General features: G+C 53.2%; 20 protein-coding genes and 3 pseudogenes. 3 read left to right on the forward strand and 20 right to left on the reverse strand.

The features are described from left to right. Positions 1-56: 56 nt before the first annotated feature. The 3 genes and pseudogenes from JCM25146_RS23260 to JCM25146_RS16610 all read right to left on the reverse strand — a co-directional run bounded on the left by JCM25146_RS23260 (position 57) and on the right by JCM25146_RS16610 (position 3,549). Positions 57-890: pseudogene (locus JCM25146_RS23260) on the reverse strand (polyphosphate kinase 2 family protein). 38 nt (positions 891-928) lie between these two features. Next, complete coding sequence (locus tag JCM25146_RS22730) at positions 929-1,117, reverse strand: hypothetical protein (RefSeq protein WP_199897674.1); 189 nt, start codon at positions 1,115-1,117, stop codon at positions 929-931. 14 nt (positions 1,118-1,131) lie between these two features. Continuing rightward, positions 1,132-3,549, reverse strand: coding sequence for a plasma-membrane proton-efflux P-type ATPase (locus JCM25146_RS16610; protein WP_199897675.1), 2,418 nt, complete (start codon positions 3,547-3,549; stop codon positions 1,132-1,134). A gap of 320 nt (positions 3,550-3,869) precedes the next feature. Between JCM25146_RS16610 and JCM25146_RS22735 the strand changes: the two genes are divergently transcribed. Beyond that, entirely contained in the window at positions 3,870-4,037 is a 168-nt protein-coding gene (locus tag JCM25146_RS22735; RefSeq protein WP_199897679.1) for a hypothetical protein, read from the forward strand. Between the two features lie 185 nt (positions 4,038-4,222). On the opposite strand, the gene JCM25146_RS21875 is transcribed toward JCM25146_RS22735, so the two are convergent. The 14 genes and pseudogenes from JCM25146_RS21875 to JCM25146_RS02360 all read right to left on the reverse strand — a co-directional run bounded on the left by JCM25146_RS21875 (position 4,223) and on the right by JCM25146_RS02360 (position 20,157). Then, a complete protein-coding gene (locus JCM25146_RS21875; protein WP_025825587.1) occupies positions 4,223-4,663 on the reverse strand; it encodes a hypothetical protein in 441 nt (146 codons plus the stop codon). 10 nt (positions 4,664-4,673) lie between these two features. Further along, a complete protein-coding gene (locus JCM25146_RS24760) occupies positions 4,674-4,826 on the reverse strand; it encodes a DUF6538 domain-containing protein (protein ID WP_369347388.1) in 153 nt (50 codons plus the stop codon). Positions 4,827-5,191: 365 nt separating this feature from the next. Further along, positions 5,192-6,340 (reverse strand): 3'-5' exonuclease, encoded by a 1,149-nt coding sequence (locus tag JCM25146_RS23265; protein ID WP_242400859.1) that lies wholly within the window; start codon positions 6,338-6,340, stop codon positions 5,192-5,194. Further along, entirely contained in the window at positions 6,301-7,254 is a 954-nt protein-coding gene (locus JCM25146_RS23270) for a UvrD-helicase domain-containing protein (RefSeq protein ID WP_242400860.1), read from the reverse strand. The genes JCM25146_RS23265 and JCM25146_RS23270 overlap by 40 nt, the downstream gene beginning before the upstream one ends. Continuing rightward, positions 7,251-10,283 carry a site-specific DNA-methyltransferase gene (locus tag JCM25146_RS02320; RefSeq protein WP_025825588.1) on the reverse strand — a complete coding sequence of 1,011 codons (3,033 nt, stop codon included), beginning with the start codon at positions 10,281-10,283 and terminating at the stop codon, positions 7,251-7,253. Before JCM25146_RS02320 ends, JCM25146_RS23270 begins: the two co-directional genes overlap by 4 nt. A gap of 12 nt (positions 10,284-10,295) precedes the next feature. Continuing rightward, positions 10,296-13,346 (reverse strand): BPTD_3080 family restriction endonuclease, encoded by a 3,051-nt coding sequence (locus JCM25146_RS02325; protein WP_025825590.1) that lies wholly within the window; start codon positions 13,344-13,346, stop codon positions 10,296-10,298. A gap of 394 nt (positions 13,347-13,740) precedes the next feature. Then, a pseudogene (locus JCM25146_RS21120) lies at positions 13,741-14,034 on the reverse strand (type II toxin-antitoxin system RelE family toxin). After that, entirely contained in the window at positions 14,031-14,291 is a 261-nt protein-coding gene (locus JCM25146_RS02330; RefSeq protein WP_025825592.1) for a type II toxin-antitoxin system RelB/DinJ family antitoxin, read from the reverse strand. The pseudogene JCM25146_RS21120 and the gene JCM25146_RS02330 overlap by 4 nt, the downstream one beginning before the upstream one ends. A gap of 539 nt (positions 14,292-14,830) precedes the next feature. Beyond that, positions 14,831-15,979, reverse strand: coding sequence for a hypothetical protein (locus tag JCM25146_RS02340; RefSeq protein ID WP_159101942.1), 1,149 nt, complete (start codon positions 15,977-15,979; stop codon positions 14,831-14,833). A 3-nt stretch (positions 15,980-15,982) separates the two neighbouring features. Beyond that, positions 15,983-16,063, reverse strand: a pseudogene (locus JCM25146_RS24765) (hypothetical protein); the annotation flags it as partial. A gap of 40 nt (positions 16,064-16,103) precedes the next feature. Beyond that, a complete protein-coding gene (locus JCM25146_RS02345) occupies positions 16,104-17,657 on the reverse strand; it encodes a hypothetical protein (RefSeq protein ID WP_148298938.1) in 1,554 nt (517 codons plus the stop codon). A gap of 596 nt (positions 17,658-18,253) precedes the next feature. Continuing rightward, positions 18,254-18,874 (reverse strand): hypothetical protein, encoded by a 621-nt coding sequence (locus JCM25146_RS02350; protein ID WP_148298939.1) that lies wholly within the window; start codon positions 18,872-18,874, stop codon positions 18,254-18,256. Positions 18,875-19,012: 138 nt separating this feature from the next. Beyond that, positions 19,013-19,651 carry a nucleotide-binding protein gene (locus JCM25146_RS16620; RefSeq protein WP_242400861.1) on the reverse strand — a complete coding sequence of 213 codons (639 nt, stop codon included), beginning with the start codon at positions 19,649-19,651 and terminating at the stop codon, positions 19,013-19,015. Positions 19,652-19,773: 122 nt separating this feature from the next. After that, positions 19,774-20,157, reverse strand: a complete 384-nt coding sequence (locus tag JCM25146_RS02360) for a hypothetical protein (RefSeq protein ID WP_025825602.1) — start codon at positions 20,155-20,157, stop codon at positions 19,774-19,776. Positions 20,158-20,610: 453 nt separating this feature from the next. Between JCM25146_RS02360 and mobF the strand changes: the two genes are divergently transcribed. Both mobF and JCM25146_RS02370 read left to right on the forward strand, forming a co-directional pair. Then, positions 20,611-22,710: a MobF family relaxase gene (gene mobF / locus JCM25146_RS22350; RefSeq protein ID WP_025825604.1), complete on the forward strand. Its 2,100-nt coding sequence runs from the start codon at positions 20,611-20,613 to the stop codon at positions 22,708-22,710. Further along, the gene (locus tag JCM25146_RS02370; RefSeq protein ID WP_025825606.1) at positions 22,704-23,651 is read left to right on the forward strand and encodes an ATP-binding domain-containing protein; all 948 of its coding nucleotides are present in this window, start codon (positions 22,704-22,706) and stop codon (positions 23,649-23,651) included. Before mobF ends, JCM25146_RS02370 begins: the two co-directional genes overlap by 7 nt. Positions 23,652-23,663: 12 nt before the next feature. Here the strand turns inward: JCM25146_RS02370 and JCM25146_RS02375 are convergent, their stop codons facing one another. The 3 genes from JCM25146_RS02375 to JCM25146_RS02385 form a co-directional block, all read right to left on the reverse strand. After that, the gene (locus JCM25146_RS02375; RefSeq protein ID WP_025825608.1) at positions 23,664-24,533 is read right to left on the reverse strand and encodes a hypothetical protein; all 870 of its coding nucleotides are present in this window, start codon (positions 24,531-24,533) and stop codon (positions 23,664-23,666) included. 217 nt (positions 24,534-24,750) lie between these two features. Then, entirely contained in the window at positions 24,751-25,392 is a 642-nt protein-coding gene (locus tag JCM25146_RS02380; RefSeq protein WP_148298940.1) for a hypothetical protein, read from the reverse strand. 35 nt (positions 25,393-25,427) lie between these two features. Then, positions 25,428-26,414 (reverse strand): hypothetical protein, encoded by a 987-nt coding sequence (locus tag JCM25146_RS02385; RefSeq protein ID WP_025825611.1) that lies wholly within the window; start codon positions 26,412-26,414, stop codon positions 25,428-25,430. Positions 26,415-26,441: the final 27 nt, after the last annotated feature.

The raw sequence follows: 26,441 nt of genomic DNA on the forward strand, positions 1-26,441 counted from the left end.
AAACGGTGTTGTGGTTAAAAAAGGCGGGCGTGACAGCCCGCCCTCGACCGTGCCCTTTATACAGGGTCTGTCTTGGCGCTATGATATTGTTGACGGATTTTTTCAAGGTCAACCATCGGTGCTGGCAGATGCATGTTCATATCTTCCAGCGTTTTTCTGATGATGTTTGAAACAGCCAGATTGCGGAACCATTTGTGGTTGGAAGGAATGACATACCAGGGGGCATCCTTGGTGGAGCATTTTTTCAGCATGTCCTCAAAAGCTTCAAGATACTGGTCCCACAGTGCGCGTTCCTTGTAGTCGGACTCACTGATTTTCCACTGTCGGGCCGGGTCATCCAACCGCTGGCGGAAGCGTTCAAGCTGCTCCTCGGGGGAAATGTAGAGGAAGAATTTCAGGATGGTCACGTTATGGACTGTCAACATTTTCTCATAATCGTTGATCAGGTCATAACGTTTTGACCATACCTTCTTCGGTACAAGGTCGTGCACACGCACGACCAGCACATCCTCGTAGTGCGAGCGGTTGAAAACACCGATCTGCCAAGCCCCGGCGTGTGGGGGTGGATACGCCACAGGAAGTCATGCAGCTTTTCTTCTTCCGTGGGCTGTTTAAAGCCATGAACATACGTGCTGTGGGTTCATGGCCTGCATGACATGCCAGCAGATGCCATCCTTGCCTGCAGCATCTATCCCTTGCAGAACAATTAGCAGGGCATGTTTTTTCTCACCGTAGAGTTTCTGCTGGAGTTCGCCGAGGTGAATTCTGTTCTTGGCGGTTTCCTGCTCTGCTTCAGTGGAGGACTTGCATGTGCCGGTCGAGGCCGCATCAAGGTGCTTCAGTTTGATACGGCTGCCGGGTTTGACAACCAGAGAATGGCGAAGGTCCATGAGTTTTTCCTTTGTCGGCAATCAGAAGTATCAGGCTGTCAGCTCTGGGCGATGGGGCGTGTCAGGGCGGTACTGTTTTTCTCACGGCGGGTCATGGCGGCGTTGTAGAGCAGTTTCACACCGTCCATGACCACCATCCATACCAGCACATAGGCCCAGACCATGCCAATCAGCGGCCAGGACAGGGCAGGGACCAGGATGCCGTAGGCACACAGCAGCACAGCCACAATCTGCGTGCCAATTACCGCCAGTAGCAGTGGCAGGCTGGGGAAGGGGGGCGGAACAGGGTTGTGCGGGTGCGTACCACAAACAGCAGTAGGTGGCCCCCGGCGGCAAGCTGTAGGAACAGCATGGTTTGCAGGTGGTGCGGGTTGAGGGGAATAATTTGCATAAGGTCTGGGCTATGCATCCAGTAAATACCCAGCAGGATGAGCCCGAAGCTCTGCGCCAGGGCAGCAAGCCCCATGATGGAGGAGAAGGAGATAATCCGGTGCATGTTCCAGCGTACCGGTGTGGCTGCGGTGCGTACGTTGTCGTACGCAATGGTCATGATCGGGATGTCATCCAGTAGGGCCAGCACCACAATCATGATGGCAGTCAGGGGTTGGAAGCCAAACACAAGGTAGGACAGAACCACCACGAACATGATGTCGATCGTCATGGCGATACGATAATACACGTAGGAGGTAATCCGCTCGAAAATGGCGCGGGCTTCGGTAATGGCGTTAACAATGGTGGACAGGCCCGGGGCGGTCAGCACCAATGCTGCCGCCGAGCGCGCTGCATCGGTCGCACCGCTGACAGCAACGCCGCAATCAGCCTGTTTAAGGGCGGGGGCGTCATTCACACCATCGCCCGTCATGGCGACGATATGGCCGAGTTCCTGAAGGGCTTTGACAATTTCAAACTTATGCTCAGGGAACACACGGCCAAACCCGTCGGAGGCTTCCACCGCGCGGGCAGTATCAAGCGGAATGTGGTTGGGGTCGGTGTTTTTGGTAAAGATATCGCTCGCTTTACGCAGGTGTTCACCCAAGCCGAGCTGATGGGCAATTTCCGAGCCAATGGCCACATCGTCCCCGGTCACCATCTTGACCGACAGTCCCAGTTTGGTGGCTTCAGCAATGGTCTGCTTGGCGTCTGGGCGAGGTGGGTCTAGCAGGGCCAGCAGGCCCAGCAATGTCCATGTCTTGCCGCTATCGGCTGACTTGGCGACACCAAGGGCACGGGTGCCATGGCCGGCCAGTTCATCCACCTTGCCAAAAAATGCAGTGGCTTCGTCAGTATGCTGGGGGCCAGAGGCATATTCCCCCATGCCGCAGAGTGCTGCAATAACCTGCGGAGCGCCCTTGGCAAAGCGCAGTTCCTGCCCGTTGGCAGCTTGCACAATACCAACGGTTTTTTTGTTCACAGGGTCAAATGGCACAAAGTCGAGCGGCTTGTAGCTGTCCAGCACCGTGGTGTTTTGCAGGGCTTTCAGCACGGCAATATCAATGGCATCCGTGCTTTGCTTCTGGGTTGCCAGAGCTGCACCCGTTACCAGATCATCTGCCGTGGTGGTGCCAAAGGGAATGGGAGCCTGAAGGGTCAGCTTGTTCTGGGTGAGCGTGCCTGTTTTGTCGGAGCACAGGATATCGACCCCCGCCAGTTCCTCAATGGCAGACAGGCGCGAGACAATGGCTTTCTGGCGTGATAGCGCCAACGCCCCCAGCGCCATGGTGACGGACATGACAGCAGGCATGGCAACCGGGACAGAGGCCACCAGAAGAACAAGCACGAACTGGGCAATGGCTCCGGCCTCGCTCCAATGCCAGCCAGCGCCGGACGCCAGATCACGCCAGAGCTGCGCGCCAATCAGCACCACGGCCAGGGCAGCCGCAAGAATGATCAGGAAGTCACCAATACGCAGCACGGCCTGCTCGGCATGGGACTTACTGCCAGCAGATGCAACCAGCTTGGCTGTACGACCGAAGAAAGTATTGTTGCCAGTAGCGACAACAAGCCCGGTCATGGAGCCTTGGCGTGCGATGGAGCCAGAGTAGGCACCATCCCCAATACGTTTGGAAACAGGCAAGGATTCTCCTGTCAAAGCAGCCTGATCCACCGAAAGATATTTGCCCGAAACCAGCAGCAGGTCCGCAGGAACAATCTCCCCTGCTGCAACGGTGACGACATCGCCCGCAACAAGGGTTGCGGCATCCACCGGCACCCAGTGGCCATCGCGGCAGGCAGAGGCTTTGAGGGCCAGCCCTTTCTTCAGCGCTGCCAAAGCGTTGGCAGCCTTGTTATCCTGCCAGAAGCCTACGGCTGCATTGTAGAGCAACAGCCCGGAAATAACGATAAAGTCTGGCCAGTCCTGCCGCAGGAAGGAAATGAGCGCAGCCAGTTCAATCATCCAAGGGATTGGCCCCCAGAAATATCCTAGCAGTTTTTTCCACCGGCTTTCTTCATGGGCCTGGATGGCATTCGGGCCGTCGTGCGCAAGGCGGGCTTGTGCGGCGGCTGAGGTCAGCCCTGTGGGGGAGCTTTTCAGATCAGCAAATTTTTTTTCTATCGCGGCACTGTCCAGCGTTGTGGACGTGGCTTTTGCTGGTGCGGTGTTGGCAGCGGGGGGGGAAGTAGCGGCAGAAATCACCAGTGCGGCAGGGGAAGCTAGCATTATGCACTCCGTTCTGGGCACGAAAAACCGAAATCCGTGCTGAAAATGGCTATCGCGTTCATGAGCTTTAAATAAATTGAAAGTATTTCTTAAGAAATTGAACGCGTCTTCAGCATGAAAAGAGATAGAAGTGCTGGAAGTTCCCCGAATATTTAATGTCTGTAAAAGACTGTGACCGTTAACCCACACATGACCGGAGGCAGCTTGTGTTGTGTGAGTGGGGCAGCCTTGGAGCACCCTACGGTGTGCTGCGCCCCGGACCAATCAAGGGCACGTCGCCCTGAGACAAATGGCGACTGAATCTCGCTCGGACCTTTGTTATGAGCGAACAACAGCTTGTCAGCATTGTCAGACGTTACCTGCCAAGCCAGCAAACAATCAGCTGGGCCGAAGGACTGGCCACGATCGGCTTCGGGGCGGCGGAAATCCTCCTTGAAGGACGCACCTCAAGGGGAGGAAGTGTCGTCATCGAGAGGGCCAATCGGTAGCGCAAGACTGCGCGGCGCATTCAAGTTACAATTATCAAAAAAGAACACAATGGAATGATCTACTATGTCCAAACTGTTAAACTTGACTAAATATGATGTGCTTGACCTGTTTCCGCGTCTCTCTAATCTGGGCGCGAGCTCGTTTGGCGAGGATCCTGAGCTCTTTGGCGATACACTGTTCGAGGTCATTGAAGAGGCGATGAAATTTTCGGGGCGGGTTTGCGCTCTTCCGATGCAGGTGGGGCCGTTGTTTGTGGCACCGGTTGAACTATGTGGGTAGGCTGGCGGCTCTGGATGTCAACGATCATGCCGGACAGGCGGTCGGCTTCCGCCTTGAGCATTTTCTTTTCCTGTTTGCTCAGGGCAACACCGGTGGTGAGTTGCTGACGCAGACTGTCAAAGCGCTGACCGATCTCGTGTATCTTTTTTGAACTTTCATCGAGGAAGGCGTTTTCGCTCTGAATTTTTTCGAGCAGGGCCATGTTATGGGTGGCATCGCGAATTTTGCGGTCAAGGGCATGGCACTCTTCAGCTAGGGCGAGCGTCTCTTCCTGATCCCGGATCATCTGGGCCTGAACGGCCAGCAGGTCTTTCATCAGATCGGTGTCAGGCTTCTCGTCCATCATCCTTGCCCTTTCAAACAGTGTGCCCGTGGCTGCATAGAGAGCAGCCGCCCGTTCTCGGGCAATGAGCTAAAGAAAGGGAGATTTCGGTTCTGCCGAGGCAGGCTTGCACGGCCTGAGGAACCGCGCGACGGAAGTGGTAATGTGACCCTATGAGTCGGAGCATCTGCGTTTCCCAGTCTGGGAAGACAAACGGGAAAATCCCGCAGACCTGTCAAATTCTCATTTTACTGTTATATTTCAAAAGGTTAGTGGTGCGAACTGCGGGACTCGAACCCGCACATTGTAGTCGCCCATAGGCTTTTACCCAGGGAAATTCCCCTTTGTTTCGAATAGTGAAATGTCTACGCTAAACATTATGGGAAAGGCAAATGCCGGTTCAGGGTGAGGCCTATATGGAGGGATATTGTTATAAGTCTCTCTTGAGGGTCGATAGGCTGATTGGGGGGGAGCGAAAGGTCTGCTTTTAGATTCTACTACAAACAAGCAGACATCGTTGATTAGTCTCCTTCGCTTCAAACGAAAAATTGATTACTTAAGACTCTCCAAATCATCTAGGAATTCTGATCCCGGTTTTACCCCCGACACCCAAAGCGCATCTCGCGCCCGCGTGCAGGCCACATAAAGAAGGTGACGCTCAGTGGCGTAAACTTCTTCGAGTTCACCTTCATCTGCAATCTGCTCGATCCGCGATTGAAGCGGGATAACCTCGTCATCACACGCCATAACCACGACAACCCGGAATTCTAGCCCTTTTGCCAGGTGCATCGGCAATATGGAAACGGCACCGGGCGTGAGGACGAGCGTGTCGTCCAATATTGTAGCCGTTATTCTGGCTGCACGAACGGCAGCCTTCGCCCGGTTGATCTCGGATCGGGAGCGAACAAGAACAGCGATCTCCTCCGGCAGACAGCCTTCCTTCATGCGCTCGGCAATCCAGCGTCCCGCCACAGCCTCTTCTGTCTTAGCATCATCAAACAAGGTAACAATCGGCGTTGGCCCATCGAACAGAGAGACCGTCTCGGCCCGTTCGTCCGCAATACCGTCAGCATCCGAAACTGATCGCGAGAGTAGCTGGTCTGCGTGCGTCCTAATTTGGTGCGAGGTACGATAATTAATCTTTAAAGTGGACGAGCGGCCGCGAACATCAATCCCCATTGCCTTCCATGAAAAAGGCTGCTGGAAAATCCGCTGGCCAAGATCACCCGCAAAGAACAAACCGTTTTCCCTTTCGCCAGCAAGAGCGGAAAGAAAACGCGCTTCGGCAATATCCAGGTCCTGCGCCTCGTCCACGATGACAAAACCATAAGGAGGTGCCAGTCGTCCTGCCTGCAATGCGTCGTTCAGAACCAGAAACACATCGGCCATGGTCATCAAGCTGTCTTGGCCAAGTGACTTCCGTAACGCTTCAAAACACGTCCAGAGAGATGCACGCTGCTTTTCACCCAAGCGGGCCTTGCGTCCCAAGCGTGACGCTGTGCGATAGGTTTCCCAGTCGCGGATCTGACGCGCATCTACGACGTCACTCCATTCCCCGAACAGAAAGGGAAGCGAAAAGCGGCTGTCCGCTGCATCATTCGCGATCTGCGTCAGCCGCTCCTGAATATCGGCTGAGGATGCTATGAGCGGCTTTTCCCCCGTCAGGTCGTGTAAAGCCTCAGCCCCGTTTGCATCAGACAACTTACGTCAATCCGGGAGGCAAGCGCACTGTCATCCGAAACTAACAATGACACCCGTGTCGCCAACGCACGTGCCAACGGACCGGAAAAAGTTGTGAGCAGGACGCGTTCGTTCGGATGAACTCTTGCCAGATGCACAGCCCGATGCAAGGCGACAATCGTCTTTCCCGTTCCGGCAGAACCCACTACCCGCGCAGGCCCAGAGAAAGACCGCTCGACCAGTGCCTGCTGTGCAGGGTGAAGGAAAATGGCCCATTTGTCCCATGGATAATCCAATGCGCGGCGCAGTTCCTCCACTCCATGCAACACGCGGAAGCGACGCTGCGCATCTGGATGAGCAAAGCCTTGGACTTCTTTTTCCACTCGTATTGGAGATGGTTGCTCGCCCACTGCGAGCGCCATCAATGCTTCTGCAGCTTCACCTGGCAAATGCGGGAGCAGATCAAGCAAGGCATCTTCATCAGTGACAGCCAAAACATCCGCCAGCCAATCCGTAGGCACCCCAAAGGAAAGCAGTTCCTCTTCCGCATGTCCCGCGAACAGTCGCTTGTCTCGCAGAACAGGGATGGGCAGTTCTTCAATCCGTTCACGGATTTCCACCATCTGCATTGCGCCGGTCGCTGGATGAACCTCAATCCGCCGTCTCTCCGCCCAACGATAGGCGTCGTCGTGATGATCCACCCAGACGAGCATTAAGCTACCTGCCATGCGATGAACGATCAGGCGGATATCCCTGTTTACGCGGACGGACCAGAAATGCGGGTCCTTCGCGCGGTCGATGCGGTGGAAGCTCAGTCCCTTGCCGATCGGATCAAGTTGGAGATCCAGCGCCGTAATTTTTGCGGCTTTCTGCTCCTGTCCCGAGAGCCGTGCAAGGCTCGCGGTGAATGTGTCGGCAATACGGAACTCGGTCATGAGATATCAAACACCTTCATCACCTCATCGCCAAACTGGTTGATGACCTTCACGGCAATCCGTCCGGTCTCGGGTTTCGGGAACGGACGCGAGACCTCACTGTTCAGGCTTGTCCAAGCTTCTTCGTCGATTTCCGCTTTCAGCGTCGTTTTCAGTGCCTTGTAAGGATCGTTTGCACCGAGGAAATACGCATGACGAACAAAGAAGCTTTCCTCGTTATAATCCGTATCAATCATCCACAGGGCAATATCCTCTGGCCCACCCGACACAACCTCCCCCGTCGAAGGCTTGAACACGTCCACGCCGTGGATGCGGACACGCACTTCTCCATCTTCCGTTCGTTCAATGCCAATATCAGGCTCACCAAACACGACGAACAGATTGCCGCTTGATTTCAAATCCGTCTGCATATGCAGGTCCGGGTTCATCCGCGCTCGCAAGACTTTCAGCCGTCCAAGACTGTTGAACTCAGATGCATTGGCTTCGTAAGCAAACGCGCAGGAGATCAGCATATCAAATCCCGCATCTCCGGCCTCACGGGCTGCTGCGGTCAGGTCAGGCTTTGTTACCGTGCCGAATTCCGGACCAATCAGAACACCCGCCCGTCGCTCGGTCTCGCCCTCCATGAAGCGGCCTTCAGCACACAGCATCTTGCCCGGCCAGACATCGAGCGACGTGAAAGTGATACGCTCGCGCTTGTCACCCTGCTGCACACCGGCTTCACGCAGGGTCGTCAGGATCATGGTGACGAAATCACGCACGGATGGATCGCGCGAGGGCGCCGTCGGTTTGCCGGGATCGAAGAACTGATCGTCGGTGCCGACCGCCAACATCCGGTGTGGCGAGAGGGACTCAACCGTAAACGGTCCACTCACCCGGACCTTCGAGCGGTCTTCGTAGGGCTTGTCGAAAAGGTATTCTGTATCAGCCTTGGCAGCAATGGATGCGTCAATTTCCTTCTGGCGGGCAATGCGCTTTTTCCACCATGCTTCGTGCGCTTTCCGCGCGGCTTCGGGCCAGTCCTGACCCGCTTCGCGCGGGATTTCCCATTCCTCCCAACTCTGGCCAAGTATTTTGTTAAGTTCTGCCCGCAGAGGTTCCAACTGAGTCTGGAAATCGTCCCAGATCACGTCGATCTCGGCATTGTTAGCAATGGATTTCAGTGTGATATGCGGTACACGTTCGTAAACAAATCCATGTCTGATATCACCGTGTGTGGGATGGGATTTTGGAACAGAACGTGTTATTTCCGCTTCCTTGCGCTGACCTTCTGAACTGTCTGCAAGAAGATAATAAGGGTAGCGTGCACCCATTAATCGCGAACGAGCCAGCGCAAGCGCCACACGGGATGTATCAATGGTAATCCAGCGCCGTCCCCATTGCTCAGCAACGTAAGCTGTGGTGCCAGAACCGCACGTAGGATCAAGTACGAGGTCACCAGGGTCGGTTGTCATAAGGAGGCACCGCTCAACTGGTAATAATGCCGTTTGAACTACATATAATTTTTCCCCACCAAATTGGTTTTGTCCCACAGTATCAGTCCACACATTTGAAATTGGAAATACAGGGTTATCTTGCAAACGGCGTAATTGTCCTAGTCCTTTTCCAGATCCCACTACTCGTCCAGATTTTATAAGTAGATTCATCCCAATTTCGGTAGTCCCCCACCACCTAGGTTCCGAGCGATATTTTTTTCCTTGGAATAATACATCATATCTTGATCCTGGCCCCGGTTTAGTTAAATCGCCTACTCCTGCCAATTCACCATCTTGAATAATCTCTGGATTATTCCGCTCTTCATTACGAGCGGGCCGCAGAGATCCATTAGGAGAAAGAATTTTAGTTAGACCAGTTGCGCCTTGCTTTGGTGTTTTCTCAAGAAAAATCTGTCTGTACTTAATTTTATTCTTATTTATAGAATACCAAATTATATAATCATTTGATGTCGGGAGAAGATTCGCTCCAAATCCAGAGTTTTTCCCAAGAGATATTAAGCTAATAAAATTTTCATCTCCAAATACTTCATCCATGACAACTCGAACACGATGAATATTTTCATCCCCAATCTGAACAAAAACACTTCCACTCTCTGTCAACAAATCCCGTGCAACCGTAAGGCGATCACGCAAATAGGTAAGATAAGAGTGAATTCCATCTCGCCATGTATCGCGAAATGCCTTCACCTGTTCGGGCTCGCGCGTTACCTGATCAAGCTTACCGTCCTTCACGTCACGCGAGGTAGTGCTCCACTGGAAGTTCGAGTTGAACTTAATCCCGTAAGGCGGATCGAAATAGATGCACTGCACCTTACCGCGCAGACCTTCGCGTTCAGCGAGACTGGCCATCACCTGTAGGCTATCGCCAAGGATCATACGGTTCGACCAATGTTGGTCATGGCGGTAGAATTCGGTTTTCGCCTGACTGTCTGGCAGGCCGTTAAAATCCCCGAACAGATCAGGGGCATCATCCTCAACCCGTGCGCGGCTTTGGCGTTTGAGGTCTTCGATCAACGCCTGCGGATGGACTTTCTCCTGAATATACAGGGGAGGCGCGGACACACTGAGGGCTGCTCGATCCTGTTCATCTTTCCCGCGCCAGAGAAGTTGGGGGTCAAGATCCGGATTGCGCGGATAGAGCAGCGTCTTCGGCTTACGGTCCTCGGCCTCCATGATGGATTCAAACTCGGCAGTTGGGATATTCCGCCGTGTGGCTTCATCGTGACGATAGCTGCTTATAGCATGCGTTTTGATTTTTGCCCCTTTTGTCGCGGGTTTTGCCTTTTCTTGAGCCGTCGTAACCATATTTTTGGACGCGGCTTTCGGTGTTTCGATGACAGAAGCTCCGGCAAGACGCACCGAACCACCTCGTCCACGTCCGCTCACAATTATTCCGTCAGCAAGCAGTGCGTCTTTGACGCCTCTATACTCATTCTCGTCCCAGCCCAGTCTTTCGCGAAGAGTGCCGTTAGCGGCTGATCCACCTTCAGCACGAAGGGCTTCTAAGAATTCGTTGTTCCGTGTGTCCGTCATCGTCTCGCTCTCTTAAGCCACTTCTGTTGTCTTTGTTGTCGAGGCGGCACGCAAGCGATCCACCAATTCGTTGAATTTGTCTTCGATCTCGAAAACGTCTTTGAATTCCACAAAAGCCCAGCGTCCACAGGTTCCTAGATGATTCACACCGGGAATCCACAATGTGCGCATTGTCTCGGCCTTGGCTTTCGCGTCTTCCTTTCGATACCCCTTAATTTCGACCACCAGATTGAGTGGATCTGCTTCTCCATCATTAATGCGGACGATAAAGTCGGGCCGGTAATGGCGGGAAACATGGCCATCATTGTAAGGCACTTCGAAGCCAAGTCCCTGATTTTTTACATAGGCCAAAACGTGAGAGTTCTTCTCCACTATACGGCAGAACTCCGCCTCCCAGTCGCTGTCGCAAACGACCACGTTGATATGACTTTTCTTTGGATCGGTTTTCCATGTCGTCTTTGTTGTAACGAAACTTACATCGGCCGATGAGCCGATCGGCGCGAAAGGATCGGGCACGACGATGACGGGCTTTTCTCCAATATTGGCGCGCGTGATGGCATTCTTGATTTTCTCCGCTGCCCGCTCCGCAATATCAGGGCGAAGCAGGAGCGCAGGATAGGTTCCGCCTTTGCAGACGAGATGACTGTCTATCCATTCCCGAACGATCCGACGAATGGGGCCGAAGAGGTGCAAAGGGGGGTCTTCCCCCGCATCTCGATAGGTTCGAGTAATGAGATAGGTCGCAAGCTTGAAGATAATGGTGGAAGAACGGGCATCTTTCATGTCAGCAAGCGTAAGATTGTTACTCTCGCCAATAATACCCGCATTCTCGGTGTTTGTCGGACCAACAAGATCCGGCGTCAGTTCCAATGTAGAATCCGGGGTGAATTCCGCTTTAGCTGTCTGGCTGGGCAATTCTGTACGATAGGCCGCCACACGAGGAAAAATGATTTCCAGAGCATCTCGGTCAGGACGCACAGCATGAACATGCGTGGTCGGTTTTGGGGTAGCCGGGACGGAAACGACGGGCTTTGCTGTAAAGTCAAACGGGATGCCGAGGATGTCGGCGTATTCGGGGTTTAACAAGCCCTCTGCGTTCAATTCATAGGACTGGCGGCGCAGGGCGCGACCCACGACCTGTTCGCACAGGAGCTGTGTACCGAAAGCACGGACGCCAAGAATATGCGTGACGGTATTCGCATCCCACCCTTCGGTAAGCATGGAGACGGAGACGACGCAGCGGATCTGCGCGCCCAGTTTGCCGGACTTGCCAACGGTGTTCATGACTTCGCGCAACAAGGTCGCGTCATCAATCTTGGCTGTGGCCTGCGGGTTACCCTCACGTTCGGCAATGTCGCGGCGGAATCGTTCGATCTCATTGGATGCAGCGGCGCGGAAGCCGGGATCGAGAGCTTCCCCGGATTCAAGCTGGGCGCTGTCGATCAGGATGGTGCGCGGGCGGGAATGACGCTGATGGTTTTCGTCGTAATTGGCAAAGAGCGGGAAATGCCCTTTGTTTACGACGGTTTCGGTGCCGTCTTCGTTAACCTCGCTCCATCCGGATATGTATTTATAGACAAGTTCGGAAGTCGTCGTGTTGTTACAGACGACGATGAAGACCGGCGGCACGTCAATGCCTTGCTGCTCCCAAAGTTCAAAGACCTGGCGGTAGTGTCCATAAAGCGCGTCCAGCGCGTCATAGAGTAGATGCGGCAGTTTTTCTGGGTCAGCCACAGCGCTGCTGCCGCGCCCTTTCTTGGGCATATCCTTGCCGATATTATCCCACAGATTGCGCAGCAACGGCATCCGGCTACCGGGCACGTTGTCGGAAATCGGGACGCGGGGCAGTTTTACGATCCCGCATTCGATGGCGTCCATGAGGGAAAAATCACTCATCGTCCACGGGAAGAGTGTGCCTTCTGCATACCCTGAGCCGCGCAGAAAGAATGGTGTTGCGGAGAGATCGAAGATCGTTGTGATGCCAAGCTTACGCTGCACGATCTCAAGGCCGGAGAGCCAGAGCCGGGCAGCCTTGTTGTTCTCATCGGCTTCAGCCTTGTCGTCGCCTTTGAGTGCCCCTTCCTCATCCGTTGTCGGCTTCTCGCGATAGCAGTGATGTGCTTCATCATTGAGCACGACGACACGTTTGAGACCCATCAGTTCGGGCATGACGCGCTGGAGCATCTGGCCTTCCGTTTCCAGCGTCTGGACGGTCTCTTCGCGCCAGCCTTCCAGAACCGTCCGTGTACCTTTCGCAATATCCAGCCGCTCACGCAGTTTGAAGGCGTGATAGTTGGTAATGACGATCCGGGCCTTCATCACGTCCGGCAGCATGTCGAGCGGAACGATTTCGCGTGACCGATAATAACTGTCCGGATCGTTGGGGAGCAGGACACGCAGCCGGTCCTTGATTGTGATGCCGGGGGCTACGATCAGGAAGCCTGATGAAAATAGTTTGCTCCCTGGATGACGGACGGCGTTCACGGTTTGCCACGCGATCAGTAGAGCCATGACGGTCGTCTTGCCGGCACCGGTGGCAAGCTTGAGCGCAAGGCGGGACAGTCCGGGATTGGCGCCCTCGTTGGCCTGTTTGAGGTGCGTGATGAAACGCACGCCCCGATTGCCCAACTTGGGCGCGACCTCAGTCAACCAGATTGCTGTTTCGACTGCCTCGATCTGGCAGAAAAAGGGTTTGATTCCGCTGAAATTATGGTGCCGCCAATGACGAAGCAGCCGTGCGGTTTCAGGCGTCACGCCCCACTGGTCCGGGTTAGGAAGCTGCCGCCATGCATCTACGGCAGAACGGACCTCATTAATAAGGCGACTATGATTGTATTCCTGCTCTTCGGTGGAAAGCCCCTCAGTGTCGGTATAGGTCAGACTGGGCTGAGCCGCTGTCGCCTTGGTTTTCTTGGGTTTGGGGACCGGAGTGATGAACTCCGCCGCTCGCCGCGATTCTACAAGGGTTCCGGTTGGCTGCCCATGTTCGTCCAGTGCCCAGTGACGCGCCGGATATCCATAAGGGGAGTTGATGACGGGGCGGAGGAAGAAGTCGTGTTGCATCAAACCGGATAATCCAGACAGCAGAGGGATATTGAAATCAACTTTAACAAACAATTTGCAACCCGGCGAGGTATAGCTCACAGGCTGCTATAGAAGATTGATAATGCCTTTTTTTGGTGTAAACTCAAATTTGTTGCTCAAAATCTCGTCTTGGGATTTTTGACTGCTTCTCTCTCCCCTTGAAACAACTAGGCACAACGCGTCGGCGGTTAACCCGTCCTACACAAGGCATGGACCTATCTGCTCCGACATCAGCAATTTTGAAGACAGTTGGGATTTACTGAGCCGACCAATCAGATGAGACATGTTCTCATGTCTGCTTTTTGGTTTTCCCAAAATTTGTAACGAGGTCCGCCATGACGGCGAAAACAGACGTGTAATGGAAGCAAAAATTTCAGTCTGTCCGTTTTGTTGCTAATTCATAAATTTCATTATCGGCTCTTCGGCCAACGGCAATCACATAAATGACGATACGTTCGTCTATGACCTGATAGACAAGTCGGTACCCGTCTTTAAGAAGCTTGATTTTATAAAATCCTGCTAAGTCACGATGAAGTTCATTTCCTCGGAAGTGAGGATTCCAGATTAATTTTTCCAGCTTCTTTTCAAATTTCTTGCGGACACTCCCGTCGAGCGTATCCTATTCTCTCAATGCCCTCTCATCGAATTCAAGCGAATACTCTTTCATTCGCGATGACGGTTCTTCAGCTCTGCAAAAGTCATCAGGTGTTTTGGGGCAGGGTTTTTGAGGCGTTCACGAACAATTTCGAGGAGGTGGGCATCCTCATCCGTGACAAGCTGACGTTTAACGGGGGACCGGCCGGTTTCTGCGATGTAGGCCAGAGTATCCCGCAATGCATCAGAAAGAGAGATACCTTGCGCCGATAGTTTCTCAACGGCAGCCGCCTTCAGTGTTTCATCTACCCGAAATGTAACAGCCGACATGAAAGAACCCTCTTTTTTTTGTATGAACATATGTATTACATTCGTTTATACAAGTGAAGTGTAATCGTATCGGCTGGTAGTCAGAGCAGGAATGGCATCTATGGTTTTGTGAACCACGCTTTGGGGAGGCCATTCTCTCTTGCATTTCAGTAATCAGGTCAGTGCACCTAATTGTTGTATATGTTGCCGGGAATTAACCCTAAATATTATATTGCATATAGGCCGTTTTAAGCAGGCTACAGGCGTCCAATGTGCTTCTCCGATCCAATACACGAAAAACATGGGAGACTGGCCACAGAGGCTTGGAAACCAGTTTATTTTGACGGGGCGACACCAGGAGGCTATAGGCGAAGGGAGTGTCATCCGTGGCTGCAACGCTGCGTGCCAGACATTGGGGGTCCCCCTGTGCCGGTTTGTCAACATTTTATTTGTTCCTGATTATATCAAGAAGATTTTCTAACATCTTATTTTTGGAGTGACGAAAATCTCTAATTTTCGTCACTTTTTACCCCGTTACCTCGCAACTTGCGTCAACATGCTCACGACTGTTCGTTAGATTTCGTGTTTTTAATCTTAATAGGTGCATCGTTGGCGTGTTGAAGGTCCTTGGATTTCACAGACGCGAATACTGCTTCGGGGTTTTGGAGATGCGTCTTGGCGCACGGAATGGCAGCCTCAAGCATTAGGGTGGCGTCAATATAGTTTTCGGCCTGTGCCGCCGCGATCCTGAATACTGTATCGGCTGCCTCGACTGGTAGTCGGATTGGGGGCCTCTTTGCGTCTTGCGCTTTCACGAAACGGTCAACGTCAAATGCTGGATGGGTCTTGTCCCATTGCCACCCGCCAATACCTTTTGCAGCCAGTCGCCGGATCGCGCGGTAGATGGTTGTCGTTTCGACATCGTTTTGATGGTCGCGTCGCATGCGTGTGCCGGAGGCCTTGAGCGCTATTGCTTCGGGTGTCGCGCGCACCTGCTGTTTATGTAGTTTATCAACGATTTCACGGTTCTTGTCGTGTTTTTCGATAGTCGTAAATGGTGTCGTCTCACCATCTCTGCCGAGTTGGCGTTTATAGTCATAGTCGAGATGTTCCTTTTTATGGATCGATATCGATACGAGATCGCGAGCTTTACGCGTTCTGGCCGCGAAGGCCGATGTCAGTTGTGTTGATTCCCGGGTTTCTATTTTGTCGTGTGCCGCGATGCTGCGCATTTCCGCTGCGATATCGTCCAGATTTTTGCTTTGGAATTTCATCGATGCGCCAGCTTTCGACACGCATTTTCCATCCTGATCGTACACGACGTTCGCCCTTGTCCGATAAACAGTTAATGATGATCCTATTGCCTTTATTTCAAGGAGGTCTCCGGTGATCCCTGCGGTGTCTCGCCCTGTCTGCAATCGGGCCGCCGCTGGTGAGCGTGTAGCTACGGTGTTAAAATTATAGCCTACAGGTGCCACGACGAGGCTGCCGTCGGTTGTCGTGGATGTAATTTTAACGCCGTCGGCACGCCAGAGGGCGTTAAGTTCGAACAAGGCTGCACGGATGAGCCCTGTGATTTCCGCGGCGATGATCGGGAGGGTAATCGCGGACGCTTCCAGCATGCGTGGACCGTCCTCAGGTATTGAAAAATTGCTGATTTTTCTGTGCTTTATCCCTTGTGCGATTTTACCATAGAGTGAATTGATCATTTCCTTGTAAAGTAAGTTTTCCAGCGTCTTTTTCTCGTATTTCGACCGTTCTCTTACTATGCTCCCGATGTATCTCGCGAACATAGGCTTATTCTTCACATGCCAGATGTCGGCGTTGATAATCTCAATCTGCGCCCCCCAAGCCGATGGCTGTTATGATTTCGTGTCCTGTGCAGAAGGAGACTCCCTTCAATACATAAATCAGTCCGTTTTTGGTGGAGATTGGCAAGCATGGATGCTTGCAATCGCTAGGGAACTGGAACTTTACACGTGCGACAACGTGGTGCCCGGCCTCGACAGCTTCTACAATTTCATCGACCCGCATGGCGCGTGTGATCTGGAAGGTGGGACAGAGGAGGCAGGCCATCGCACTAGCGTAGGCGCCACTCAAGTCTATATCATAGACTGCGTATCCCGGCGGTGCCTTCCTCTCACCGTGCACGTATGCGACGTTCAAGCCCCCGTGGTAGCATCTTGCCGCGAGGGGATCGTGGATCACACGTGCATCACATGGCTCTTTTACCCATTTGGTGTACCCCCAGTCCGTCCTGATTTGCCTTTTCTCCATGCCGGTCATTTTATCCAGTAACTCCGGTCCTCCTTCAAACGCTGTATACAGATTGACGCTCGTGCCTCCCAGTGTAATGCCTGCTTTAAATCCGCGATGGGAATAACTCTGTTTGCTACACCATTTGATAAAGTGGCCAAGTGCCAACAGGCAAACCTCTGTATCCCTTATCGCGTAATCGATGAAGCCCAGTCTGTTGTCTTTTAGAAAATTCTTCATTTTTTCTATTTTTCCTGATGGTAAAACGAATTTTTCGTGATTCAGCAAATGGCCCCATTCGGCAAGCGACCCGTTGCCTGCTGGCGAGATCAGGATCGTATCTACAAAGCTGCAGGTAAAAACGCGCGGGTTACGGGTCGCTGGGTCGTAAGTTCTGGCTATGAAGGGGGCCAGCAACGTCACCACCGATTTCCGAACGCCATCCAAAAATGGCGCAAGCTCGTCACGATCCGCAAACATCGTCCATTCGGCAGCGTTAAAATGGGCGATTGTCAGAACTGTCTCGCGGCAACGGGAATGTTTCCCGAATAGACGCATGGAAAAATCTGGTAATGAACCGAAAGAAATACGTTGCCCTAGCATCGGGAATACGATGAATTGGATCAGTCGTCCTGATTTATGTGCGGCTGTTACCTGATAAGAGAGTGCTATATTCTCATGCCCCCACTGCTGGTACTCTGTGTCAACACTGATGACCAGGCTTGCCGCACCCTGACGTTGTGTCCCTTCTCCGTTCGTCACCTCGAATGCTGCTTCGTATAATCTTACCGCTGTATGGCCGGCGATTGGTAATGTCTCCACGATAGCACCTTGTCCGAAGGTTGCTTCGACGATGTGACGGGATAGAGGATCAGGCTCGAAGGGGCACAGAGTGCGACACCATGTGACAGTGCTTCTTGTTTTCTTGGAAGATGCGGAGTCATACTTGTAAGTAATCGGCGGATATGGACGATCCAGATCGTCATTCTGCGCCTCTTGCTCTTTTTTCTGCGTGAGCACCTGATCCGGCTTCCAAATCTTCGGGGTGCATTGCTGTGCAGGCGGTAAGCACGAAGTGGTCTCGGCTTCACTAAGACGAGGTGGGGATAAAGAATTCTGATTAGCAGACATGACCTAGCGTGCCCTCCTGAGAGGTTACTGCTGGGTCGGTCACGGGGTGGCCTCTTGTCGAGCGCCTAACGGCGGCTGCTACTCCGCAGGCGAGGTCTCTACCTTTGGCCCTGCATGCCCCAAGGGGGCTTTCATGCAGGAGGTTTCAACCGTTTGGCTCCACAACTCTCAATTTATAACGCGCTTGCCGGAATTGCTTCCGGGAACGGACGCGAGTCTATCCCCTATAAACCGCCCAGCGCACGCATCGGCCCGCTAGACTTACTACATATATACATTTTCTGGTAAAAATATCAATATGTAGTGTTTGTTAAAATGACCTAAGCGCTCTTTCATATGCTAGGGTGATCCCGTTACATCGTGATTGCTTTGAACTGGCAACGATCACAGGAGATAAAGATCTGCGTATGCTGATGCGGTATGAGAACCCAAGCATAGTTGACCATGTCATGCATATCGGAGCACGGGACATGGTGTTATTAGGCGGGCGTGCATATCTGTGAGCTATAGGAACCATGGCTCTATAAAATAGAGATTGTTGGAGAAACATTTTTTAATTCCCTTTATTTGAATAGGGCTGTCAGTGATGAAGGTCCTCAATCGCGGTCTTTCCTCCAGTGACGCACGTCGTCAAGGGGAGGCAGCACCAGAAGGGCTCTGATCAGGCGGTTTCTAACCGTCCAGCCAATGAGAAGACGCAGGATCACAAACAGCATTGGACCTGCGGCCAAAAGCGCCCACGGGTCGTAAGACGCCAGCCTGACGGAGAGTGTGTCATACGTGCCGGCAGAACCGCCTTCACAGAGTTTTGCCAACCAGAATCCCAGCCCGACCAAAACCGGCCCTATGCCCCACTGTGTGATCATGAGGTGTTGCTCTTTCACGCATGTCTGTCGTTCCAGACTGTCTTCGAGGCGGGTGGCAATCGTTTGTGCCAGGGTCTGGGCCAGTTCAGCCTGTCGGGCGGCAAGACGGGCCTGAGCGCTTGCCTCTGTCTGAGACTGGGCGGTTTCAAAAGCGCGGAGGGCTTTGGTCGTCGCCTGTTCCAGATCGGCAGAGAGCGCGTTCAAGGTTGTTTTAGTGTATTCTGTGACCAAGAGGCGCACGACTTCCGGATCATCCGGGCTCAGGCCCAGATCCCCCAGAGTGGCCCAGACACATTTGCGGTCTTTGGGAGACATCTTCAGGGCCTTGGCCGTATCGTCAAAAATCGTCATGGCTGCCTCCTCATTCCAGACCAAGAAAGGTTGCTGCCGGGGTCAGACTTTTATGAAAGTCGCGCAGAAAGCGAGAGACGGCACTCCGTTCTGTAATGGTCAGGTCCGGGTGCTTCAGACATTGAGCATATCGAAGGTTCAGGGCGTTGACCTTGGCGCGGGTGGCCGCGTGGAGACCGGGCATGGTGATTTCCACACCGCCCGCAGAGAGGAGGCGCTCTCGCGCTTTACCGTAACGGCGTTGCCTGAGACCTCATGACCATACCAGTATGGGAAGTCATTGCGCAGGTCGCGGCTTTCCCGGAGATTGAGAACGGCGACATGGTCGACCAGATCTGTGCCGAAGGTTTCCAGATACTGGCCGACGGATTGGGCACTCTCGATCTCATGATCCAGAAGATGCACAAGGGTAAGACGGACATGGTTTTCCGTCAGGGCGGTCAGAAACCCTTCGACGCTTCTACCATCGCCGGTATCAATGATCTTCGAAATTTCAAACCGTGATCCACCCGGTAGATCATGCAGAATGACGGCCTTGTCGGTATCAATGGAATTGAGAAGCGTATCGCGTTCTCTCTCCTGCCTCAGGTCGTAAAACAGAACACCCAGATCCTGATAGGTGCGGGCCAGCCCACCCACCTGACCATCAGCATCAAAGAGGGAGGCCTGTATTTTTCGGGTGTGATAAGTATCGACCAGAAGGCGGGCAAAGGTTGTTTTCCCAACGCCGCCTTTGCCAGAAACGATCAGCACGAGGCGTTTGACAGCCTGTTTCATAACCTATGTCCTTTTGATTGGGATGGCTTCAGTGCCTTCCCAATCAAGAGTGTAGGGTCGTCTTATGAAAAACTCAGATCGTGGGAGGGGTGATGAGACGACACTGGGAGATCCAGATGACCTCAGGCGTCCAGAAGTGGCGGTGGCTGGGAGGTAAAGCCGCGCATGGAGGGCGATGGAGGAGACGGTGTCGCGGAATCCACTTTGGGTGTGCGCGGTGGTTTTGGCTTTATGGTTCGTTTTTCCCGACCAATTTTCTTCATGTATGTGGAGAGTGTTCCAGGGCTGAGGGTGATGCCCCGTGTTTTGAGCGTGGTGCAGATTTCCATATCTGACCAGCCATCGGCCTTCATACTGAGAAGGGTTGGATAAATCTGTGTGATGACACCAAAGGCTGTGGCCGGTTTTCTGGCGGCACGCTCTTTGCGTTCATTTTCCAGATCGGCAATTAGATCTTCAATCGTGCCGACCATTGTAACTGAAGAAATCTTGTCTTTGCGGGGCATGAGTATCCCTCCTGTGATGCAACAGAGTTTCAGGGAACAGGGTGTCATAGAATAAAAGAGTGTGTTCTTTTCCCATGACCTGACAGGATCCTGATACGCAGAGTGTATCCGCCCTCACAGCAACCCTCACCTCTTCGAAGACATGGTCTGGTTTCATACAGTCCTTTGCATTGTTCCCGTTCCCTTTAGAAATTAGCAACACACCACGCATCTTCGATGCTTTTAGGAAGCAATGGCGCAGATTTTCCGGCAGGAAAAAGCCGTTTGTTTTGCAGAATCCATTGTGAAGAGGTGTCTAGCATTTCAGATAGTTTTGCGGAGGATTCCGAGCACTAAGTGGAATTCTTTTGAGCTTTCTGCCGGTCTTCCTGATGTGGCCTGAGAGGAACAGGTGATCCTTTTCAGGCGACGCTATCCTGATCAGACACTCAGTCTGCTCAGGACATATAAAGCATGTTTACCTGCACGGCCTTATCGGATGTCGAATATTATATTGACGCAGTGAATGAGGATCTCACGGCGCAAAGCGTTTTGACAGGGGAGGGGGAACGTCCTGCGCGTGCTCCTCGGAAACGTGGTGATTGGTCAGGACGGGATCGGGCTGCCTATTATCTGGATAATGGCACCGGTGAAAAGCCCGGCATCTGGTGGACCACTGTTTGTAAACTTCCGGGACAAAGCCTTCCGTTTGTTGAGCAAAAGGCAGAGGTCAGTCCATCAGATTTCAGGGCATTGGCGAGGGGATACGATCCGTTGACGGGGCAGGCTCTGGTGCAGAGCAAAGGGCAACGTCGTGTGGGGTATGATCTGCAATTTGCAGCCCCTAAATCGGTATCGGTTTTGTGGGCCATGGGAACAGAGAGCCAACGCAATCAGATTGAAGCGGCGCAAGAAAAGGCCGTTTTTGCGGCACTTGAGTATGCCTTTACAACAAGCCTGATTGTCACGCGAAGGGGTCACAATGGCGGTCAGAAAGAAACGCCCGCCGAGTTAATGGCCGGCACATTTTTGCACACCACCAGTCGTGCGGGGGATCCTCAGATCCATACCCATGCGGTGTTGATGAATGTGTGTCGCCGTAAAGATGGCTCAACCGGCACGCTCGATAATCGGGAACTGCTTTTGCACCAACAGGAAATGGGCGCCGTCTATCGTCTGGCATTGAGTAAGGCGCTGGAGCGGGACCTTGGTCTGACAACACTCAAGGATGGTCGGAATTTCCGTGTGGCCGGTGTGGCGCCCAGTGTGGAAGAGCGCTTCTCAAAGAGACGGGCGGCCATTGAACAGGAAGCGCGTCATAGAGGGATACAGACAGCCCATCATAGGGAAGCGGCTGAACATATTTCGCGGAACACGCGTGGGGCCAAATCAGAGCTGCCGTCACGGGCCGTTTTGCGGACGCGGTGGGAACAGGAAGTCCGGGAGGAGGGATGGACACCAGAGGCTCTATGGGAGTGTGCTTTGGCCGCGACAGGCTTGGAAGAGGTTCCATCACAGGATCCCCAAACGGTATTTGCCTGCGCCCTTGAGGAACTGACCCAGACAGACGCCGTGTTTGAAGATCGGCATCTGATCGGCACAGTTTTGGAACACTGTCAGGGACGCAGGCTGACGTTGGCACAGGCCTTGGAAGAAGCCTGCGCCGCCCGTCGGTCGGAGTATCTGATTGAGGTAACGGGGAACGCTCTCTCCCAGACCAGAAACCTGCATTACGCCACACCAGAGGTGATCAATGCGGAACGTGCGCTTGTGCGTCTTGCCACCAATCGTCGCGATGAACGGGTCTTTGTGTCACGAGACAGACTGGAAGGCGTTCTGGCAAAGAGAGAAACCCTTTCAGAGGAACAGGCCGATCTGGTGCGTCATGCTCTGAACCGCGATGGGGTGAGTGTCGTTGAAGGATCCGCTGGCACTGGGAAATCCTACAGTCTGGGAACAGCGGCAGCCGTGGCACGGGAGGCGGGCTGTCGGGTCTGGGTAACAGCGCCTTCCCATCAAGCGGTCTCTGTCATTGCGCAGGATACGCAAACACCCCCGGCACAGGCTGCTGTTCTGCGGAGTTTTCTGAATCGTCTGAAAGATCCTGATCATGCGCAGGCCATAACATTAGCGCGCCATGATGTGGTGATCCTTGATGAGGGCGGCATGGTTGGCACCATGGAAATGGCGGAGCTTCTTGAGGTGACGTCCAAAGCGGGAGCCAAGGTCATTGTGGCGGGGGACACACGGCAACTCAAACCGGTGGCTCCCGGATCTCCCATGCGGTTATTGGCGGAGACACTGGGGACACAAAGACTGGAAGCCATTAGGCGCCAGAAAGAGATATGGCAAAGACAGGCCAGTCAGGCTTTGGCCGCCGGGCACGTCGAACAGGCGGTAAGGGCTTATGACGCCCATGGTCGCATCATCATAGGGGAAGGCGAGGCGTTGCGGCAGACACTGGTTGATGCGGTCTGTCAGGATGTTATCGAGAACCCGAAAGATACACGGTTGGTTCTGGCCCGCACTCATGCTGAAGTGAAAGCCTTAATCAGGCGTTACGTTCTGTGCTGATCAGTAAGGGGGACCATGCTGGCGCGTGTGAGATTACCGTTGAGGCAACTGCGCGTGGACGCAAACCCGTCGTCGAAGCCTTGCCTCTGGTCGCTGGTGATCGGCTCATCTTTGGAGAAACCCTAAAGGCCGGGGCGTATCTGGCGCGCAATAATGATCTGGCAACGGTGAAGGCGGTGTATCGGGACCCTGATGGAGAACCGGTTCTCTGTCTTGTTTTTGACCGGGGTTTTGAGGTGACGACACGCTGGGTAGATTTGATCCCTGTTGGCCACCATTCCAAGGGTCACAAAGAAGAACGTCCGATTAAGGTGCAACATGCCTATGCGGTGACACTTCATTCTGCCCAAGGGGCCAGTGTGGATCGGGCCTTTGTCCTCAATCGTGCGGGGTTGGATCGGGAACTGCTTTATGTGGCCATGACGCGGCATCGTCAGGCCTGCACACTCTATACCGATACGGCGCGCATGGCGCATCTTTATCAAAAGAACCAGATCCGGCGGGACGGGGTGGTTGTGGATATTGATGGCGCAGGTCGGTTGGAGGCGCCTGATGCGCTGGATCAGGAGGACGAACAAACGCAGACCCTGACACCAGAAATGGCCATCAGGCAGATTATTCTGGAAGGACAGCAATCTTCAGCAAAACAGAATGCGGCTGACTTCGTGGTGAACCGGCAGGCATGGGCCGAGGCGCGTTCGGCTGAAGAGGCCGTGGCGCATGAGATCAGGACGCGGACGATCGCGTCAGAGGTCGTATTTGCCCAACCAAAACAAGATTCCTCTTTTCTACCGCAAATTTCGAAGTCTTTTGCAAAACAAAGGTTTGATGGAGTGTCACGTCGTGTGCCCGCACAGGATCAAAGGCAAGAAGAGGTGTGGAAAAAGGAAGCGATAAAAGAAACGCGGCCTCGAGGGCCGCGCCATGAACCCGAGTGGTAATATGGGGTGGTGTTATCCCCACCGGGGCCTTGGAGAACGAGAACGGACTTGTTTGGGGCCTGGTCCTTTGCTGGTTGTTATTCTGCCACTGCTTCCCAGAGGGGGGCGTGTGAAATGTGTCGGCGTAGTCATGAAGGGCTGGAAATAGCAGGGTGGGATTGTGTCCAGAATGCTGAAAAGACGATTTTCGATCTCCCCTGTTCTGTCGAGGAAACCTTTGGAGCGCTCGGCAACATGATAAGCATCAGGCAAGTTTTCCATGACAGAAAACAGGACATTGGCCAAAAGGAACGACAAACGCCCGATCCTGTTATCTCCGATGTCTGTTGCGCGGGCAAAAGCATCCAGCAGTTCTTCCCAGTTTGGGACCTCCTCGGGTCGTTCTCCCAGAAACGCCATAAGGGTCATCGTATTAGGAAGGGCTGGGAGGATCCGGTCGACATCAACCTGTGCCCGATAGGTATGAAGCGCACCAGGGCGTGCGCCCATGAACAGGCGGGCGGCGATCATGGCGATGAAGATGTTTTCACCGTCCTGATCAAGGGTTTTTGAGGCCCATTGGAGGATTTTGGTTTCATGGACGGTCAGGATGTTCTGCTCATCCTTAAAGTCGAGGGCGGTATGGGGGTGGTTGAGGGACACTAGGCTAGCGCCTGTGAGGCTTGTGAGAGGTTGGACCAGCAGTGTGTTTTCTGGATCCGGACGCAATGCTTCCAGATTGCCCAGAAGCTTGCGGACGGGTCTGTCGTCAAGGGTGATGAAGAGCAGATCATTCAGGAAAGCGTTTTCGGCAGCCTGTGCCTGCATGGCCTGAAGGGTCTGCTGTGTTGTGACAGACAGGCGCAAGTCGTAACCATTCCAGTTTGGGTAAAGGTTATTCATTTTTCTCTCCGCTGTTTTAGTGACTCCTTGAGTCTAAGAGATGTGCGGTTGGATCTCATTTTTCGTGCAAATTTTTTCTGTCAAAAAAATCGTTCAGAGAAAATAATTTTTCAGAAAATGGCGGATTTCTGCGTTATTTTGACCATAAAATTCTCGTTTTCCGGGTGCCGACGCGCGGAATCGAAAGTTCAGATTTAAGAGAATAATGACGCTGTTTTCAGGCGGCCTGTGGGGTCAGGGCCGCCAGGGAAAAGACCATCTTGAGGTTAGGAGAAAGGGGGAGGGGGCAGATATGTATAAGCCCTTTGCCCTTAAGATATTTTTTTGCTGCATCAACACTCATACCGGGTTTCCCCACAGAGGGCCCAAAGACTTGCGCGACATACTCTGTCAGCCAGCGTTCGGCCACTTCCTCTTCCGTGGTGACATAGCCAGCAAAGTCGTGGTCTTTATCCAGCATTGCAATAAACAGAGTGTCACCAACAGTCTGACCAACGACTGGGACGAGGAGTGGTGAGACAAGGGCTGTTATTTTAATGTCCGGATTGCTGAAATAATCATCAAGCGCGTGCTGCATCATGTCATCGAGCATGTCTGGATCAAGAGTTTCGTCAGAAGCCAGCCTGCGTATCTCTGAGTTTGTATAAACGCCTGAATACCAATAAGGGCAGAGCAATGCGGTGTCAGGATATTTGCGCTGATCTTCAGCATGCATTTCAGCCATGGAGCAGATAAATTGCGCAATCATCTGGAGGCAACGCCGCTTGGTTTCGGCCCCAAAGGGATAACACTGCCCGTCAACCGTCAGCCACCCGGCATAGAGGTTCATCCGAGAGGACGCATGATCAGTCTGTGCCATGGTTATTCCTTCATTTTATTCCGGTGTCAGGAGGATCAATCGGGTCTTTTCTCTTGGATCGTGACGGGACGGGTCAGGAAATCGCCCCTCTGTGCAACTGGGCAATGTGCGCTGATCAGGTGATCTGGAATGTTCCGGGCCACCATCTCCCGCATCAGCGTTGCAAACCAAAGATACTCGCGCACGATTAGAGGGTGACCGTCAGTCCGGTAATGCGACCCAAGAGAGTGCTCCATCATGGAAGGCTTGCCTTGAACCGTCCACAACGCGTGTGTCTGCTCCATCAGGACCATTGCTAATAAAGATGCGGACGAAAGGGCTTTGTTGACCAGATGCACGTTTTTTAGATCATGAGAAAGGTTCAGATGCTCGGCTTCTTCCTCTCGTAGAGCCTGTTGGCTTCGCGCCAGATCAGATTTCAGGTCTTTACATTCTTGTTCAAAATGATCAGCGGCAGACAGCAACGCCGCGTTGTCCTCTTGAAGACGCTGACGATCGCTTTCTGCCGCAGAAAGTGCGGCCCTCAAGTTTTCATTCTCTGCCTGAAGAGCCGCCACCTTCTGCTGTTCAGAGGTCAGAGCCGCATGTGTCGTATCCAGAGTATTGCTAAACCAATTCCAATCCTGTTTAAGCTGCGCGATTTCGTTATCCTTGCCGGCAGAACGGGCCTTCTCATCCGCCAGTTGCTGTTCTACCGCGCGCTTCGCGTTTGTTTCCGCTTTCCGACCGGCGATTTCTTCATCCAGAAGATGCTTTGCCAAGACAGCATAGTCATCATGCTTCCTGACCAGATCGTTCGCAAAGGCTTTCCATTTTGCATTTTGCTCGCGTGCGTCATGGAGAAGCTGGTGATTTACAACAGCGTATCGAGCGTTGGCGACTTCAAACGAATGGCGATGCTGGGCCAGACGGTTTGCCTCTTGGGTGCGTGCGAGCATCCCATAATACCAGTCTTCACCCGCACGAAATGTCGCGTTGATGAACTGGGGACTCATGATGATCGCTAATTCTTCTGGCCCCATGATTCTGCCCCCCTTATTTTTTACCGT

The sequence above is a fragment of the Acetobacter okinawensis JCM 25146 genome (assembly GCF_000613865.1).
GTDB classification, from domain to species: Bacteria; Pseudomonadota; Alphaproteobacteria; order Acetobacterales; family Acetobacteraceae; genus Acetobacter; species Acetobacter okinawensis.

What these genes read in the sequence shown, in the direction of transcription:
- JCM25146_RS16610 (WP_199897675.1), bottom strand. Translation starts at nt 3,549, where the DNA reads ATGCTAGCTTCCCCTGCCGCACTGGTGATTTCTGCCGCTACTTCCCCC.
- JCM25146_RS22735 (WP_199897679.1), top strand. Translation starts at nt 3,870, where the DNA reads ATGAGCGAACAACAGCTTGTCAGCATTGTCAGACGTTACCTGCCAAGC.
- JCM25146_RS21875 (WP_025825587.1), bottom strand. Translation starts at nt 4,663, where the DNA reads ATGATGGACGAGAAGCCTGACACCGATCTGATGAAAGACCTGCTGGCC.
- JCM25146_RS24760 (WP_369347388.1), bottom strand. Translation starts at nt 4,826, where the DNA reads ATGCTCCGACTCATAGGGTCACATTACCACTTCCGTCGCGCGGTTCCT.
- JCM25146_RS23270 (WP_242400860.1), bottom strand. Translation starts at nt 7,254, where the DNA reads ATGACCGAGTTCCGTATTGCCGACACATTCACCGCGAGCCTTGCACGG.
- JCM25146_RS02320 (WP_025825588.1), bottom strand. Translation starts at nt 10,283, where the DNA reads ATGACGGACACACGGAACAACGAATTCTTAGAAGCCCTTCGTGCTGAA.
- JCM25146_RS02325 (WP_025825590.1), bottom strand. Translation starts at nt 13,346, where the DNA reads ATGCAACACGACTTCTTCCTCCGCCCCGTCATCAACTCCCCTTATGGA.
- JCM25146_RS02330 (WP_025825592.1), bottom strand. Translation starts at nt 14,291, where the DNA reads ATGTCGGCTGTTACATTTCGGGTAGATGAAACACTGAAGGCGGCTGCC.
- JCM25146_RS02340 (WP_159101942.1), bottom strand. Translation starts at nt 15,979, where the DNA reads ATGATCAATTCACTCTATGGTAAAATCGCACAAGGGATAAAGCACAGA.
- JCM25146_RS02345 (WP_148298938.1), bottom strand. Translation starts at nt 17,657, where the DNA reads ATGTCTGCTAATCAGAATTCTTTATCCCCACCTCGTCTTAGTGAAGCC.
- JCM25146_RS02350 (WP_148298939.1), bottom strand. Translation starts at nt 18,874, where the DNA reads ATGACGATTTTTGACGATACGGCCAAGGCCCTGAAGATGTCTCCCAAA.
- JCM25146_RS16620 (WP_242400861.1), bottom strand. Translation starts at nt 19,651, where the DNA reads ATGAAACAGGCTGTCAAACGCCTCGTGCTGATCGTTTCTGGCAAAGGC.
- JCM25146_RS02360 (WP_025825602.1), bottom strand. Translation starts at nt 20,157, where the DNA reads ATGCCCCGCAAAGACAAGATTTCTTCAGTTACAATGGTCGGCACGATT.
- mobF (WP_025825604.1), top strand. Translation starts at nt 20,611, where the DNA reads ATGTTTACCTGCACGGCCTTATCGGATGTCGAATATTATATTGACGCA.
- JCM25146_RS02375 (WP_025825608.1), bottom strand. Translation starts at nt 24,533, where the DNA reads ATGAATAACCTTTACCCAAACTGGAATGGTTACGACTTGCGCCTGTCT.
- JCM25146_RS02380 (WP_148298940.1), bottom strand. Translation starts at nt 25,392, where the DNA reads ATGGCACAGACTGATCATGCGTCCTCTCGGATGAACCTCTATGCCGGG.
- JCM25146_RS02385 (WP_025825611.1), bottom strand. Translation starts at nt 26,414, where the DNA reads ATGGGGCCAGAAGAATTAGCGATCATCATGAGTCCCCAGTTCATCAAC.